Raw genomic sequence first — 14,266 nt, 5'->3', positions numbered from 1 at the left:
GGAACCGGCACCATCGGAAGACGCGCCATCGGCTCCAGCTCCTTCGGAACCGGCACCATCGGAAGACGCGCCATCGGCTCCAGCTCCTTCGGAAGACACACCATCGACCCCAGCACCTTCAGAAGCAACTCCTGCTCCTACCGACAACGGCGAACCAATCTCGCAGACTGAAGAAGCCACCATCGACGCTGATGGCGACGGCGTTGCTGACTCGGCCTACTTCGACTTCGACGGTGACGGCGTAAACGAAACCCTCGGCACGGACACCGACGGTGACGGCCTGGTTGACGTTGCTTCGGTCGACACCGATGGTGACGGTATCGCCGACACCACCTACACCGACGAAGACGGCGACGGCTACGCCGACATCCCCGGCTTCGACTCGACGGCACCGGCTGAAGACGCACCAGTCGAAGATGCACCTGCTGAAGATGCACCGATCGAGGACGACGCGGTTGACGCGCCAACTCCAATCGAAGAGACCGAACCAGTCGAGAACACGGACGACTCCGGTGAAGGTTACGAGGGCGGCAGCGACTACCAGACCTACACCGAAGACACCGACGGTGACGGCATCAACGACTCGGCCGAGTTCGACCTCGACGGTGACGGCATCAGCGAGGCATTCGGCACGGACACCGACCTCGACGGCATCATCGACCAGGGCGTCATCGACACCGATGGCGACGGCGTTTACGACGTCGAGATGATCGACTCGGACGGCGACGGTGTCTTCGACAGCGAGCAGCCACTTGACGGCACCGACGCCACCGCACCTTCGGGTACCGAGGCTGAGCCAACCGGCACCGAGGACATGGGCGTCACCGAGCCGACCGGTGACTCGACCTACGACGCCTTCGGCTACACCGAGGTCGACACCGACGGTGACGGCATCAACGACGCGTTCAGCATGGACATGGACGGCGACGGCGTCAACGAGACCCTGGCCATCGACGCTGACGGCGACGGCTTTGCCGAGACCATCGAAATGGACACCGACGGCGACGGCGTAGCAGATGCATTCGGTTCCGACACCGACGGCGACGGCATCGTCGACACCTTCGACGTTGACGGCGACGGCGTAGCGGACTACACGCTCTAGCGATCAAGTTAGCGGGCTAACGCCCTGTGGGCCGATTCCTTCGGGAGTCGGCCCACAGGGCGTTTCCGAGGTAACGAGCGGGCGGGCACGGAGCTGGCTGGCACAGGACAGGCTGGCACAGGACAGGCGGGCACAGCGCAGCTTGACCGGTCGCGCTGCGTGGGATGGGCTGAGTCGGATGCGCCGCGCGCTGCCGAAGAATCCGATGCTCGAAGCCTTCGCCCGCGTCGCGAGTCGCGCGGGCCTGTTCGCTAGTGGCGCGGCGTCAGGCGCAGCGCGATCTGGGTGAAGGAGCGGTCCAAGATTTGGTACGCGTTTTGGCGTTCCGGATAGGGCTCCACAACCGATGCCCGGCGAGCTTCAACCGACCAGTTCAATGCCTGCTCGCGAAGCTGCTCCGCGGTCGACGATGCGGGCATCGCCAACCGTTCAGCGTCATTACGTGCCGCCAGCTGGCGGTCGAGCATCGCGACCAGCGGGTGGTCGGGTTCGACCGCAGCCAACCGTTCCAGCGCATCCAACTCTTGCAACGGATGCAGTGCTGGCTTCAAGCGGGCTTCGGAGACAATCGCGCGCAATTGCGGCGGGGCACCGTTCGCCCACGCCAGCTGCTCCAACGTGTCCAGTCCGCGACGGGCCTTAACGTGTGCGTAGCGGCCGATGTACCGCACTGCGAGCGCTTTGCGGAGCTCATCAATGCCCGAAGCCTGCGTCAGCCAGTCGCTCAGTGCACGAGCGCCACGCTGGGCATGTTCGCGTCCGAAACGAAGTCCGTACTCGCCAATGATGTCGGCCAGTCGCGACACTTCAAGATTCAGCACACCGGGCACGAGTTCGCCGAGGTTCTGCGGGTCGCGAAGTTCCAGATCGAGTTCGTCGACGCCATACAGCCGAGCGAGCATCGCCGCATCCTGTTCACGAACAAGCCCCGCACGCGATGCCTGCGCCATGTTGCCCGCGACCGCGACCACAGTGCCGAGCTGTGCGCCGTGCTTCTTCGCAAATTCGGATGCAGCCCCGCGGGCGAGGGAAATCGGGTCGTCGCTCCCCCAGGTCGCGCCGCCAAAGTTGTCGGCGTGGCTGAGTACGCCGACGGCATGCGATGCAGATTCTGCCGGTGTGTCGGTTACTGATCCCCACTCGCGCAGGAAGTCGACATCGTCGCGCAGAACTTGTCCGTGGAACACGTACACGAGCGCGTCCGCCTGGCGGACGGATTCGTGCCCGAGTACCGTGCGGCGCGCCGCATCCTCGTACTCCCCCGACGTGGTGGCCAGACCCGGCGTATCGATCAGCGTCATGTCGCGCAGCACTTCCGACTGCAAGAACACGACCGCGTGCGCGATATGTTCGGTGGGCACCGGCAGTTGTTGCGGCAGTCCGCCGTTGACCAGGTCGAACGGCACCTGCTGCCCGTTGCGAGTGATCACAAGTCCCCGCTCGGGCGCACCAAACGTGTAGTGCGTCGAGATCTTGGTGCACTCGGTGACGCCCGTGGGCGCAACAATCCGGCCCACCAGAGCGTTCACGAGCGTCGATTTACCGGCTTTGACTCGTCCCACGACCGCCAAGCGAACCGTTTCGCCGAGCTGTCGGCGTACCCGGTCGGTGATGCGGCCGGTACCGCGGCGGTCAACCTGATCGAATGCGTCGCAAGCGTCAAGCACCGCTTGACGCATCATTGCGGCCGCTTCAACCGATGAGGTCATCGATCAGCACTCGCGACCGCGTAGGCCACGTCATTCCAGCTCTTTGGGTGCACGCGCGATTCGATGTCGCTCACCGCGCCGTGCTTACCCGAGGAGTCGTTGTCGAGACGCACGAAGATGCCATACGGGAGCCCCTCATACACGTAGTAGTGCGAGTAGCCGCCGCTACCTTCGGTGAAGTCGCCCTCGAACTTGGTGCCAGAATCCTCACCGGAGATCTGCCAAACTTGACCGCCGTCAGCATAGGCATCTTCGCCATACTGCAGTGCCTCGTCATACGAGTCGAACTCCATGGCGTAGAAGTACGTGTCCGGGTAGTCGTACCAGGTGCATTCACGCGCGTTCTTTACACCAAGCGACGCCGACTTGCAGCTTGCACCATCGGTCGGTGCCAGCCACTCAAGCGCCGACTGACCGGTGAGCTCGCTGCAGCTCTTGCCGCTGGCTGCGGTTGTGCCGTCCCAGCATTCAATGGTGCCGGAAGCCACCTCGGGCAGTTCGACCTTGCCATCCTTAACCTGATCGACTCGGCCCTGGTTGAACAGCGCAATACCGCCCCAGATACCACCACCGAGCAGGAGCGCACCAACGATCACGCCGATAATCAGCATGGTGCGCTTTTTCTTCTTCGGCGCCGATCCGCTACTGGAAGCACTCGCAAACGGCTGCGGCTGGTGCGCCGGTCGCGGGGCATGCTGCTGCGGTGGGCGTGATGGTTGTGGATGCGATTGCTGGGGCCGGTGCTGGACCGGCGCGCTCGGCTGTGGAGCCGGCTGCCCATTCGTTGGCCCGTGCGGGTTTGGTGCTTGCTGATTCGGACCCTGTGGGCGTGGCCCCTGTTGGTTCGGAGCCTGCTGGTTCGGGCCAGGCGGACGGCCAGTACCGACACGTTGCGTATTCGGTGCCGGATGCGTCGCCAGCGGCTGGGCGCGGTGCTGCGGCCCGGCGAACTGGCCGCCAGGAACCGGACCGGACTGCTGCGGGAAACGACCTGCCGACATACCGGAATCTCCCGGGACACCGGGGCGATTCGCAAACGGTGCGGGTGCCGGCCGCGGATTCGGACGCTGCGGCGAACGCGCACTCGAGCGCGGAGCTGCCGAAGCGCGCGGCCCCTTAGCGCCAAGCGGGGTTACGTGCAGAGCACCCTCGGCCGTTACGAGCTTGGGGTCGTCAAGGGTCGCGATGCGGATACCCGTACGCTCGCGGATCATCGAGCTAATCGACGGGGTGCGCGATGAGCCACCGGTGAGATACAGCACCTCAGGCTTGGGGCCCTTGACCGTCTCGAAGACATCGGTCAGGAGCTTTGCGGCGCGATCGAGGTCGTCCTTGATCAACCGCTCATATTCCTGGCGAGTAATCGTCACGACCGCGTCTTCTTCGCCCAGGCTCACCGAAATGTCGGCGTCAGGGCGGGTCGACAGTTCCATCTTGGCTGCCGTCACCGCACGGCTCAGCGAAGTCTGTGCACGCAGCTCCGACATCGTCTTTGGCTGGTGCAGTCGTTTCGTGAGTTCCTCGTGGCCGCGGCCAGCGAGTGTCTCGAGCGTCCAGTCGAGCAGGCGCGCATCAAAGGTGCGACCGCCGAGTACCGGGTCGCCACCGAATGCGAGCACGCGGAAGCCCTGCGGTTCCTGAGGTGCGCGCTCCAGCACCGCAATGTCGAGGGTTCCACCACCAAAGTCGAACACGGCCACGCGTGAACCGGGAGCTGCCTGGTGGTTGCGGGCAAAGTGAGCAGCCGCCGCAATCGGCTCGTTAACCGTGCGGATCGATTCCTTCGCAAATCCAGCGGCAACCGCAGCATCACGCAGCGTTTCGATCTGCGATGGTGCCCAAGCCACCGGGTGGGTCAACCAAACTTCTGCCGGTTCCTGATTGTCTTGACGGCGCAGCGCCGCTTCGCGCACGTAGGCGTACACTTCGCGGGCAATTTCCTTGGGCTCGACGATTTTGCCGGCCAGAACCACTTCACCGCGACCAATCATCGCCTTGGGCGTGCGCTCAAACCCGTCCGGGTGGCGCAGCTGGGCGTTAATGGCTTCTTGTCCCACTCGGAAACCCGTCGGCGTCAGCACGATAGCCGAAGGCATCGACAGCGAACCATCAGCTAGCGAAATCGGCCCGACTCGACCGTGAGCGTCGATCGCCGCGGCTGTGTTCGACGTGCCGAAGTCGATGCTGAGTCGCCATGCCATAGACGTTGCTTCCTTATCGAGTGAGAGTTACCGAGTAATCATTAGAACGAGGATACGGGGTATGCGTTACGCAGATCTGCCCTTTTCGGCAATCCGTGCACATTCTGCCTCAGCGGCGTCAATTGCCTGCCGCAGTCGCGCAATCTGTGGATCAAGTTTCGCGATCCGTCCCTTGCGCTCAGCTTCCGATGCCCGGCGCGCCGTTTCGAGTTTGCCGAGCTCTTCTTTCGCGCGATTTGCGGACTGCCGTAGGTCGCGATCAAACAGCTTTTTCGCATCCGTCGAAACAACACCGAGGATGCTGCGTACACCGCGGTCGAGCACCTCGCGCAATTCGATCGTTGCGTCGCCGATCGTCTGCAACACTGACTGTCGCTTTGCCTGACGGTGTGCCAGCACCGCACCAAAACTTCCCATGACCGCCATACCGAGTAGCGGAGCGGCAAGCGGGCCGAGCACCGCGCCGAGCGCGAGCGAACCGATACCCGAGCCCATGATCGTTCCGCTAAGCAGCGTGCGCGGGTCGAGCGAGGCCGCCTCGCGGCGAATCAGATCGTTCTGGGAGGCACCGGTTTGCGCGGCACGCCGCTGCACTTCGGCGAGCAGGTTCCGCTGCGGGTTCATGCCAGCGGCGGCGTAGAGGTCGCCGAGCAGGCGTCCCGATTGATGCACCATGCCGTTCAGGCCGCGACGAATCTGCACTTCCATATCGGCCGCGAGCTCGTTCTGCAGCGCCATCGATTGGCGCGCGCTCAAACCCGAACCGTAGCTTTGCGCCCGCTCGCGCCAGTGGGCGCCGAACTCACGCGCCAGGCGCGCATTTGCAGCGGTCAGATCAACGCGCACCCGGTCGACCTTGGCACTCCAGTCGTACTTGGCGTCTTCAAAGGTGCGCAGCAGCTGTTCGCGGTGTTGTTTGACGCGTTCGAGGTCACGCACGTCTTCGACGATGCCGCCAAGTGCCTCGCGCTCCGATTCCAGGGCAATCAGTGGCTCACGCAGGATTTCCGAACCGCGGCGCAGCGCGTTCAGCGTCGGTAGCTGGTTGGCGAAACGCAGCGGTGTGTTGAGCGCTTCGGCGAGTGCCGGAATTCCGCTCATTTGCAGTAGTCGCTCGCGACGCGCTGGGTCCTCTTCGCGTGCGGCGCGCTCGCCCCAGGTACCCGAGACCCCGATAATCGGGATGTTCCCCAGCCGTGGTTCCCGGGCCGCCAGAATCTGTCGGTTCTCTTCCACGATCTGCTGCCAACCGGCGCGATACAGGTCGATCTTTGACACCGCGAGCACGACCGAATCGACCGTGGCACTACAGCGCACCAGGAACTCGAGCGCTGGACGGGTAATTCGACCCGATGCATCCGTCACCAGCAGCAGTACGGATGCGGATTGCGCACGCGAAACCGCACGCATCGCGTACGCCTCGCTCAGTCCGCCCGAACCGGGAGTATCAACGAGCACCGCGCGCGGTACGTAGGCCGGACGAACACCGAAGGTGGCCTGCAGCGGCATTTCTTCGGCGTTCTGCAGGACCGGCGAGTCGATATGCACCCACTGCATGAGTTCGTGAGCGGGGATGCGGCGCAGTCGCGGCTCGCTCGCAAATTCGAGTTCGGCGGTACCGGCAGGAAAGGATTCGGTCGCCGGACGATACGCCACCGACAGTGCCGTAGTCTCGGTTGGCGCGGTCGGTGCCAGGCCGGGTGCTGCTAGCAGCGCGTTGATGAGTGTCGACTTGCCGCGGTTCATTTCGCCAACGACCACGACCGAGGCGGGAACGCCGCTGGACTGCTTGACCATGCGCGCAATCGCCGAGAACTCAGTGCCGAGGTTCTGCTCTTTTGCGGCGACCGCGAGCGCGCGAAATGCCGCGGTCGCAGAGTTGTCCTTGCGAGGCGCGGTTTTCGCCGTTTCGGTCGAAGTCATACGTTCAAACGTAAACGGTCTGATCGATTGCGACCACTTCGCGAGGCAGATCTTCACGGAGTTCAAACTGCCGACGGATGCCCATGCACCAAACGACCTACGTCGATGACCGAAGGATTCCGCACCAAACCGGAGGCGGCGTTATTGTGGCTAGCGCTGTTCGATGACGCGGGCGCCGAGCACCGGCCCGCTTGCCCGCACGACTCGGTGGCCCGCATCCGCAAACCGTGTCGCCAAGGCATCGGCAGCCGCAGCGTTCTCGGCCAGGAAAGCCAAGGTTGGCCCCGATCCCGACACAATGCCCGCGAGTGCCCCCTGCGTCTCGCCGAATTCAAGTGCCTCGGCCAGGTCAGGCCGCAGGCCGAGCGCCGGAGCTTGCAGATCGTTGTCGAGGGCCTGCGCGAGGGCATGCACATCGCCACCACGCAGTGCCAACACCGCGTCTTCGGCAACTTCGGGTTCGGCCGCAACACTCAGGTGTGCGCGGTGCCGGGCACGATGCTCATCGAGCGCCCGGTACGTTGCCGGTGTCGACATGCCCTCGTCGCTGAGGCGCAGCACCCATTCGAAGGTGCCACTCACCATGGTTGGTGCGAGCGAGTCACCGCGGCCGGTGCCGATGGCGACTCCCCCAAGAATGGCAAACGGCACATCGCTGCCGAGCGTGGCGCCGAGCGCCAGCAGGTCTTCGTTGGTGAGGTTGGTCCCCCACAACCGGTCGCAGGCAATCAGCGTTGCCGCCGCATCCGCCGAACCGCCGCCCATACCGCCAGCAATCGGCACATGCTTGGTGATGGTCAGCGCTACGCCCTGCTCGGTGCCGGTAAATTCGGCCAGCGCACGCGCGGCACGAATCGCGAGGTTGTCCTCGCCGCAGCTGAGTTCGTCGGTAGGAATGGAACCGGATGCGTATTGCAACGAGATCTCGTCGGCTGCCACCGCCCGCACATGTTCGTACAAATCCAGCGCCATGAACGTGGTCGCCAGCGGGTGATACCCGTCATCGGCAAGCGCACCAACGGCAAGCGTGACGTTGACTTTGCCGGGTGCGACGGCGACAACTTCGCGCAGCGGTGTGGTTTCGGCAGCCATGACATTCACTGTATCGGCCCTCGGCTACGAGCATCTGTAACGCGACAGTTAACGCGACTGCACGCTCGCGAGTCGCACAAAGTCATCAAGCACCAGGGCCTCGCCACGAGCCGTCGAGTCGATGCCCGCAGCCTCGAGCGCGGCGGATGCGGCAGCAGCGTCGGCGAAGCAGCTCGCGACCGCCTGTCGCAGCATCTTGCGGCGCTGACCAAATGCGGCGTCAACGAGGGCAAAGACGCGCCTGCGCAGATCGTCGTCACCGGGAAGTTCGTCGTGCGCTTCAAACGCGACTAGCACCGAGTCAACATTCGGAACGGGCCAGAAGACGGAACGTCCGACGAGCCCCGCCGTGCGCATCCGCCCGTACCAGGCAGCTTTCACACTGGGCGCACCGTAGACCTTCGAACCGGGTGTTGCGGCCAAGCGTTCGCCGACTTCGCGCTGCACCATGACCACGCCGCGGCGCAGCGACGGTACGCGCTCGAGCAGGTGCAAGAGCACCGGCACCGAGACGTTGTAGGGCAGGTTGGCCACGACCGCGACGGGAACGCCTTCGACCTGTTCGACCAGCAGTGCATCGGATTCGATGACCTCGAGGTTTGCGGCAGCATCGGGCGCGAGGCGGGCAACCGTGTTCGGCAGCTGCTTCGCCAAACGCGTGTCGATCTCAATGGCGGTGACGCGGGCATCGGCTTCGAGCAGCGCCAAGGTCAGCGACCCGAGTCCGGGGCCAACTTCGATGACGTGTTCGCCCGGTTGTACTCCGGCGGTTTTGACGATGCGGCGCACGGTGCCGTGATCGTGCACGAAGTTCTGCCCGAGTTTCTTTGTGGGGTGCACATCGAGCTGCGCGGCAAGCTCACGCACGAGTGCTGGGCCCAGGAGTTCAACAGTCGCCACGCTAGCTCCCTCGCTTCGTGTCGTGCTGCCAGGCAGCGCGCTGCTCGGGATCGAACGGGCCGTACAGCTCGAGCGTGTTCTTGGCGATTTGCGCCGCAAACTCGTCTTCGTCGATTCCGAGTTCGGCGGCCATGAATCGCAGAGTCACCGGAATCAGATACGGCGCGTTGGGCCGACCTCGGAACGGGACCGGCGTGAGGAACGGCGCATCGGTTTCCACCAGGATGCGCTCCAGCGGCACGACCTTGAGTGCGTCGCGCAGGTTCTGGGCGTTCTTAAACGTGACGTTTCCGGCGAACGAGCAGTACCAGCCTTCGTCGGCGGCGATGCGGCCGAGCGACTCATCGCCCGAGAAACAGTGGAAAACGGTGCCCTCCGGCGCCCCGACGCGGCGCAGCGTGGCCACGACTTCGTCATGCGCCTCACGGTCATGAATCTGCACCGGCAGGCCACGACGTTTGGCAATGTCGATGTGCGCTTCGAACGATTCGTATTGCGCAGCGATCGGGCCGTCACCTTCGGTGCGGAAGAAATCAAGCCCGGTTTCACCGATTGCCGCGACCCGCGCATCGGCCGCGAGTTCGTCGATGGCCGCGATGCCCGCATCCAGCTCGCCTGCGGCAGCAAAGTGCGGGGCCTCGTTCGGGTGAATCGCGACGGCGGCGAGCAATTTCGGCGATTGGTTGGCTGCCCACACCTGCCAGCGGCTCGACGACACATCGCCGCCGACGGTGATGGCACCGGCAATGCCGACCGACTCGGCCAGGCGTACGTGTTCGTCGATGGTGAGCCCTTGCTCACCATCTTCGATTTCGAGGTGGGTGTGGTTGTCGTAGCACGGGATGCGCAGCGGTTCGGGCAGGTCGGGATAGTTGAGGTCTCGACGGTGACCCGTTTCGGCCGTGGCGGCACGGCGAGTTGGATGCGTGTGGTCGGCAGCGTGCTCAGCCATACGGCGCCCTACTGTTGTTCGGTTTCGATGCGTGGGAACAGCGGCGCGAGCTCGCCAACGCGACCGGTTGAAGGCCAGTTGAGCGCGTCGGCCGGTGCGATCGCGTCGACGGTGCCTTCGGCACCGAGCCCGGTCCACAGCTTTGCTGCGGTTTCTGGCATGACCGGGTTGATGAGCACGGCAAGGACGCCGACGCCGCGAAGCGCGGTGTCGAGCACTGCGGCGAGACGGTCGCGGTTCGCTTCGTCCTTCGCGAGCTTCCACGGTTCTTGCTCGGTGATGTACAGGTTGAGTGCGTCAACGAGCTTCCAGGTCGCGGCGAGCGCCTGGTCGATCGCGAATTCGTCAATGGCAGCGTCGGCAGTGCGGATGCTTTCGGCAGCGATGTTGAGCAGCTGTTCGTCGTCAACGTGCTGCTGAATCTCGGTGGGCAGCTCGCCACCAAAGTACTTGTTCACCATTGCGATCGTGCGCGAGGCGAGGTTGCCGAGGCCGTTGGCGAGCTCAGCGTGGTAGCGAGCGTGAATGTCTTCCCACGAGAACGAACCATCGTGGCCGAAACGAATCGCGCGCATGAAGTAGTACCGGAACGCATCCGCACCGAACGTCTTGGTGATTTCAGCCGGCTCGATACCGGTGAGCTTCGACTTCGACATCTTCTCGCCGCCAACGAGCAGCCAGCCGGTCGCGTAAACGCGCTTCGGCGGCTCGATGCCCGCAGCCATAAGCAGGGCAGGCCAAATAATGGCGTGGAAGCGCAGAATGTCCTTACCGACGATGTGGTTCGCCGGCCAGTAGCGTTCGGTGCCGCCTTCGACGGTCGAGAGCGCCGAGAGGTAGTTGAGCAGGGCGTCAACCCACACGTAAACCACGTGCGAGTCGTCCCACGGCACCTTGACACCCCAGTCGAAGCTGGTGCGCGAAATCGAGAGGTCGAGCAGGCCCGAGCGTACGAAGCTCAGCACCTCGTTGCGAGCCGATTCGGGCTGCACGAACTTGGGGTTGGCCTCGTAAAACTCGAGCAGGCGGTCTTGGAATTCCGACAGCTTGAAGAAGTAGTTGCGTTCGCGCATCAGCTCCATGGGCTTGGAGTGAATGGCGCAGACCTTCTTGCCTTCGTAGTCGCCGGTGCCGTCAACAATCTCGGCCTCGGGCTTGAACTCTTCACAGCCCACGCAGTAGAGCGCTTCGAATTCGTCTTCGTAGATGTAGCCGTCGTTGTTGAGTTTGCTCAAGAAGTCGGCAACAAAGGTTTCGTGGCGGTCTTCGGTGGTACGGATGAAGTCATCGTTCGAGAGGTTGAGCGTCTCGAGCACCGGGCGCCAGGCACCGTCAACGAGCTTGTCGGCCCACTCGCGGGGCGTCATGTTGTTGGCGATCGCCGAACGCATGATTTTCTGACCGTGTTCGTCGGTTCCGGTGAGGAACCAGGTGTCTTCACCGCGCTGCTGGTGCCAGCGTGCGAGCACGTCGGCAGCGACCTGTGCGTAGGCGTGCCCAATGTGGGGCACGTCGTTCACGTAGAAAATTGGAGTGGTGACGTAGAAAGATTCGCCGGATGCCATACCTGCCAGTCTACCGAGCGCGCGCTGGTGCGTGTGCCACCGGTACGTTTCTGGTTACGACATGGGTCGTACGGATGATGTTGGCCGGGTTTCGCAGCAGCGTTAGGTGGCTACCGGGCCTGGGTTGTCGGCGGATCGTTTGGCGAGCGCGGCTTCGTAAAGCTCACGCTTGCGCAGCCCGGTTTGTTCGGCGATTCGGGATGCGGCGACCTTGAGCGGGGTGCCTGCCGCAACCAATTCGACGACCTGCGCGACGGCTGCATCCGGATCAATCTCGACAGGTTGCGCACCCGCGAGCACGATGACGATCTCGCCGCGCACGCCCTCGGCCGCCCATTCGGCAGCGGCCTGGCAGCTGCCACGCATGATTTCTTCGTGCAGCTTGGTGAGTTCGCGACACACGGCGATGCGCCGTGCTGGCCATGCCTGGGCGAATGCTTGCAGGGTGGCCGCGAGGCGGTGCGGCGACTCGTACATGACGGCGGTGCGCGGCTCGTCTTGCAATAGCGCGATGAGTTGTTGCCGCTCACCGTGTTTGCGTGGCACAAAGCCTTCGAAGGTGAACCGGTCGGTTGGCAGGCCGGAAACAGCCAGGGCGGTGATGACCGCGGTTGGCCCCGGTGCCGAGGTCACCGTGATGCCACGATCGGCGCAGGCCCGGACCACACGGAAACCGGGGTCGGAGATCGCGGGCATGCCCGCATCCGACACCAACACCACGTCGTGTGTTTCGGCGAGGTCGGCGATCTCGTTAGCGGCTTCGTGTTCGTTATGCTCGTGCAGCGCGATGAGCCGCGGACGGTGGTCGATCTGCAGCAATTGCAGCAGCTTCGCCGTCGTTCGGGTGTCTTCGCAGGCAACGATTTCGGCGTTGCCGAGCACCTCGCGCAGACGCGACGAGGCGTCGGCAAGGTTGCCGATTGGGGTTCCGGCGAGGATCAGCACGGCGGGTTACTTCCAGCCCTTGAGCCAGTGCGTGAGCTCGAAATACGGCTCTGGAATGCGCATACCGGTCCACGTTGGGTAGAAGAATGCCGAAACGAGAATCACCACGACGAAGAACCCGGCAACGATGTTAATCATGCGCGTTCGGTCTCGCCGGTCGTCGGTGGGTTTACCCAACACCGTTTGGATGGCGTAGGCGCTTGCAAGCAGCATGAACGGCAGCCAGGCGATGACGTAGAAGTGGTAAACCGAGGTGCGGCCGGTGAGCAGCCACGGCAGGTAGCCGGCAAAGTAGCCGACGAGAATTGCCGCGTACTGCCAGGTCGGCTTCACGAACATGAGCATCAGCAGGAACATGATCGAGATGGTGCCGAGCCAGAAAATGATCGGGTTCGAGATCGAGGTCACGGCTTCGACGCAGCGCACGTCCATGCATTCCGGCGCAGTACCGGCCTCAATGTAGTTGTAGCTGAATGCCGTTGGACGCAGTAGGAACGGCCACTCCCACGGGCTCGAGTTGTACGGGTGGCCGGCGCTCAGCCGCGAGTGGAACTCGAGAATTTGAGTCTGGTAGCTCATGAAGTGTTCCCACGAGAGCTTCAACCAGTCCCAAAGGCTGCCATTACCGTCCCACACGCCGGTCGCGACGATGCCGTTGTACCCCTTACCGGTAATGAACCAACCGGCGTAGCTCAGCAGGTACAGAATGCCCGTGAGCGGGATGGTGAGCAGGAACGAAACCGGGCCCTGCTTCAATACCGCGCCGGAGAGCCACTGGGTGATGCCTGCTTCTTTGCGCGTTGCCGCATCCAGCGCAATGGTGAACAGGCAGAAGAATGCGAGGAAGTACAGACCAGACCACTTGACCGCGATGCAGCAGGCAAGTGCGGCTGCGGCAGCAATTAGCCAGGGACGACGCCACAGAACGGGTCCCCAGTCCGGCCCGGTTGGGCGTTCCTTCGGTGCGTTGACGGTAAACGACCACTTGCTCGGGGTGTTCTCGAGCGGTACGGACGGGTCCTTCGCGTGTTCGCGGATGCGCCATTGCCGCACCCATTCGAGGATCTGTGTTCGTTGTGTGTCTCGATCGCGCAGGATGAAGTAGAAGCCCAGCAGCGCGAAGAACATGACGAAAACGTCAAGAATCGACACGCGGCTAACAACGATGGCGTGACCGTCAATGGCGAGGAACGCCGCGGGAATCGCGGCCATGGCAACTGTGCGGAAGAGCTGGCGACCAACGAGGTAGAGCAGTGGTACGGCCAGAGTGCCAAAGATTGCGACGGCGGCGCGCCACGCGAAGACATTCTCGGCACCAAAGATGTGGATGCCCCAACCGATGAGATATTTACCCAGCGGTGGATGAACGACATACGAAGGGTCTTGTCGATACGCGTCGTGGTTGCCGGCTTCCCAGAGTTTGCCCTGTTCTTCGGGCCATTCCGCCTCGTAGCCGAGGTTTGAAAGCGTCCACCCGTCCATGACGTAGTAGACCTCGTCGAAGACGATGCGCCCCGGCTCACCGAGCCGGATGAACCGCACGAGCGCCGCAATCAGGGTGATGACCCCGACAATGATCCACTCGGTTCGGCGGCGGCCCTGGTCGGTTGCGTTCCAGCGTTGCCATAGGTCGTCGGCCCATGAGCCGGTCGGCGGGTTGAACCGTGTCGAACCCGCGCGTGTGGTTGCGGCGCGAACACTGCTGGATTTGCGAGTCTCGGAAGGTTGGCGAGTCTCGGATGCGTCACGAGTCGCCGTGGTTGAGGCTGGCTTCGATGGGGCTGGCACCCGTCCATCGTATTGGTTCGATGCGTAGCTGACTGGAAATCCTGTTCACCTATCGGATACCCGTACCGAAAATCCCTCGTCATGTGTAC

General features: G+C 63.5%; 9 protein-coding genes and 1 pseudogene. 1 reads left to right on the top strand and 9 read right to left on the bottom strand.

What is annotated here, in order from left to right:
• Positions 1-1,102: pseudogene (locus tag ZBI01S_RS04555) on the top strand (hypothetical protein); the annotation flags it as partial.
• Positions 1,103-1,353: 251 nt separating this feature from the next.
• Here the strand turns inward: ZBI01S_RS04555 and ZBI01S_RS04550 are convergent.
• The 9 genes from ZBI01S_RS04550 to ZBI01S_RS04510 all read right to left on the bottom strand — a co-directional run bounded on the left by ZBI01S_RS04550 (position 1,354) and on the right by ZBI01S_RS04510 (position 14,177).
• Positions 1,354-2,811 (bottom strand): dynamin family protein, encoded by a 1,458-nt coding sequence (locus tag ZBI01S_RS04550; protein WP_066056957.1) that lies wholly within the window; start codon positions 2,809-2,811, stop codon positions 1,354-1,356.
• Positions 2,808-5,012, bottom strand: a complete 2,205-nt coding sequence (locus tag ZBI01S_RS04545) for an Hsp70 family protein (RefSeq protein WP_066056954.1) — start codon at positions 5,010-5,012, stop codon at positions 2,808-2,810. The genes ZBI01S_RS04550 and ZBI01S_RS04545 overlap by 4 nt, the downstream gene beginning before the upstream one ends.
• Before the next feature lie 66 nt (positions 5,013-5,078).
• Positions 5,079-6,935: a dynamin family protein gene (locus ZBI01S_RS04540; RefSeq protein ID WP_066056952.1), complete on the bottom strand. Its 1,857-nt coding sequence runs from the start codon at positions 6,933-6,935 to the stop codon at positions 5,079-5,081.
• Positions 6,936-7,085: 150 nt separating this feature from the next.
• Positions 7,086-8,027 carry a 4-(cytidine 5'-diphospho)-2-C-methyl-D-erythritol kinase gene (locus ZBI01S_RS04535; protein ID WP_066056950.1) on the bottom strand — a complete coding sequence of 314 codons (942 nt, stop codon included), beginning with the start codon at positions 8,025-8,027 and terminating at the stop codon, positions 7,086-7,088.
• A 48-nt stretch (positions 8,028-8,075) separates the two neighbouring features.
• The gene (rsmA, locus tag ZBI01S_RS04530; protein ID WP_066056947.1) at positions 8,076-8,927 is read right to left on the bottom strand and encodes a 16S rRNA (adenine(1518)-N(6)/adenine(1519)-N(6))-dimethyltransferase RsmA; all 852 of its coding nucleotides are present in this window, start codon (positions 8,925-8,927) and stop codon (positions 8,076-8,078) included.
• Position 8,928: 1 nt separating this feature from the next.
• Positions 8,929-9,879 carry a TatD family hydrolase gene (locus ZBI01S_RS04525; RefSeq protein WP_066056944.1) on the bottom strand — a complete coding sequence of 317 codons (951 nt, stop codon included), beginning with the start codon at positions 9,877-9,879 and terminating at the stop codon, positions 8,929-8,931.
• An 8-nt stretch (positions 9,880-9,887) separates the two neighbouring features.
• Positions 9,888-11,444, bottom strand: a complete 1,557-nt coding sequence (gene metG, locus ZBI01S_RS04520; RefSeq protein ID WP_066056941.1) for a methionine--tRNA ligase — start codon at positions 11,442-11,444, stop codon at positions 9,888-9,890.
• 102 nt (positions 11,445-11,546) lie between these two features.
• On the bottom strand, positions 11,547-12,389 hold the full coding sequence (gene rsmI / locus ZBI01S_RS04515) for a 16S rRNA (cytidine(1402)-2'-O)-methyltransferase (RefSeq protein WP_066056938.1): 843 nt from the start codon (positions 12,387-12,389) through the stop codon (positions 11,547-11,549).
• A 6-nt stretch (positions 12,390-12,395) separates the two neighbouring features.
• Positions 12,396-14,177, bottom strand: a complete 1,782-nt coding sequence (locus ZBI01S_RS04510) for a dolichyl-phosphate-mannose--protein mannosyltransferase (protein ID WP_066056935.1) — start codon at positions 14,175-14,177, stop codon at positions 12,396-12,398.
• Positions 14,178-14,266 lie beyond the last annotated feature (89 nt).

This window comes from [Zimmermannella] bifida NBRC 103089, assembly GCF_001570925.1.
Taxonomy (GTDB): Bacteria; Actinomycetota; Actinomycetes; order Actinomycetales; family Microbacteriaceae; genus Gulosibacter; species Gulosibacter bifidus.
The sequence above is the reverse complement of the archived record's forward strand: the minus strand, read 5'-3'. Positions and strand labels throughout refer to the sequence as shown.

Coding starts and splice junctions, on each gene's coding strand:
- ZBI01S_RS04525 (WP_066056944.1), bottom strand. CDS start 9,879: ATGGCTGAGCACGCTGCCGACCACACGCATCCAACTCGCCGTGCCGCC.
- ZBI01S_RS04545 (WP_066056954.1), bottom strand. CDS start 5,012: ATGGCATGGCGACTCAGCATCGACTTCGGCACGTCGAACACAGCCGCG.
- ZBI01S_RS04550 (WP_066056957.1), bottom strand. CDS start 2,811: ATGACCTCATCGGTTGAAGCGGCCGCAATGATGCGTCAAGCGGTGCTT.
- metG (WP_066056941.1), bottom strand. CDS start 11,444: ATGGCATCCGGCGAATCTTTCTACGTCACCACTCCAATTTTCTACGTG.
- ZBI01S_RS04540 (WP_066056952.1), bottom strand. CDS start 6,935: ATGACTTCGACCGAAACGGCGAAAACCGCGCCTCGCAAGGACAACTCT.
- ZBI01S_RS04535 (WP_066056950.1), bottom strand. CDS start 8,027: ATGGCTGCCGAAACCACACCGCTGCGCGAAGTTGTCGCCGTCGCACCC.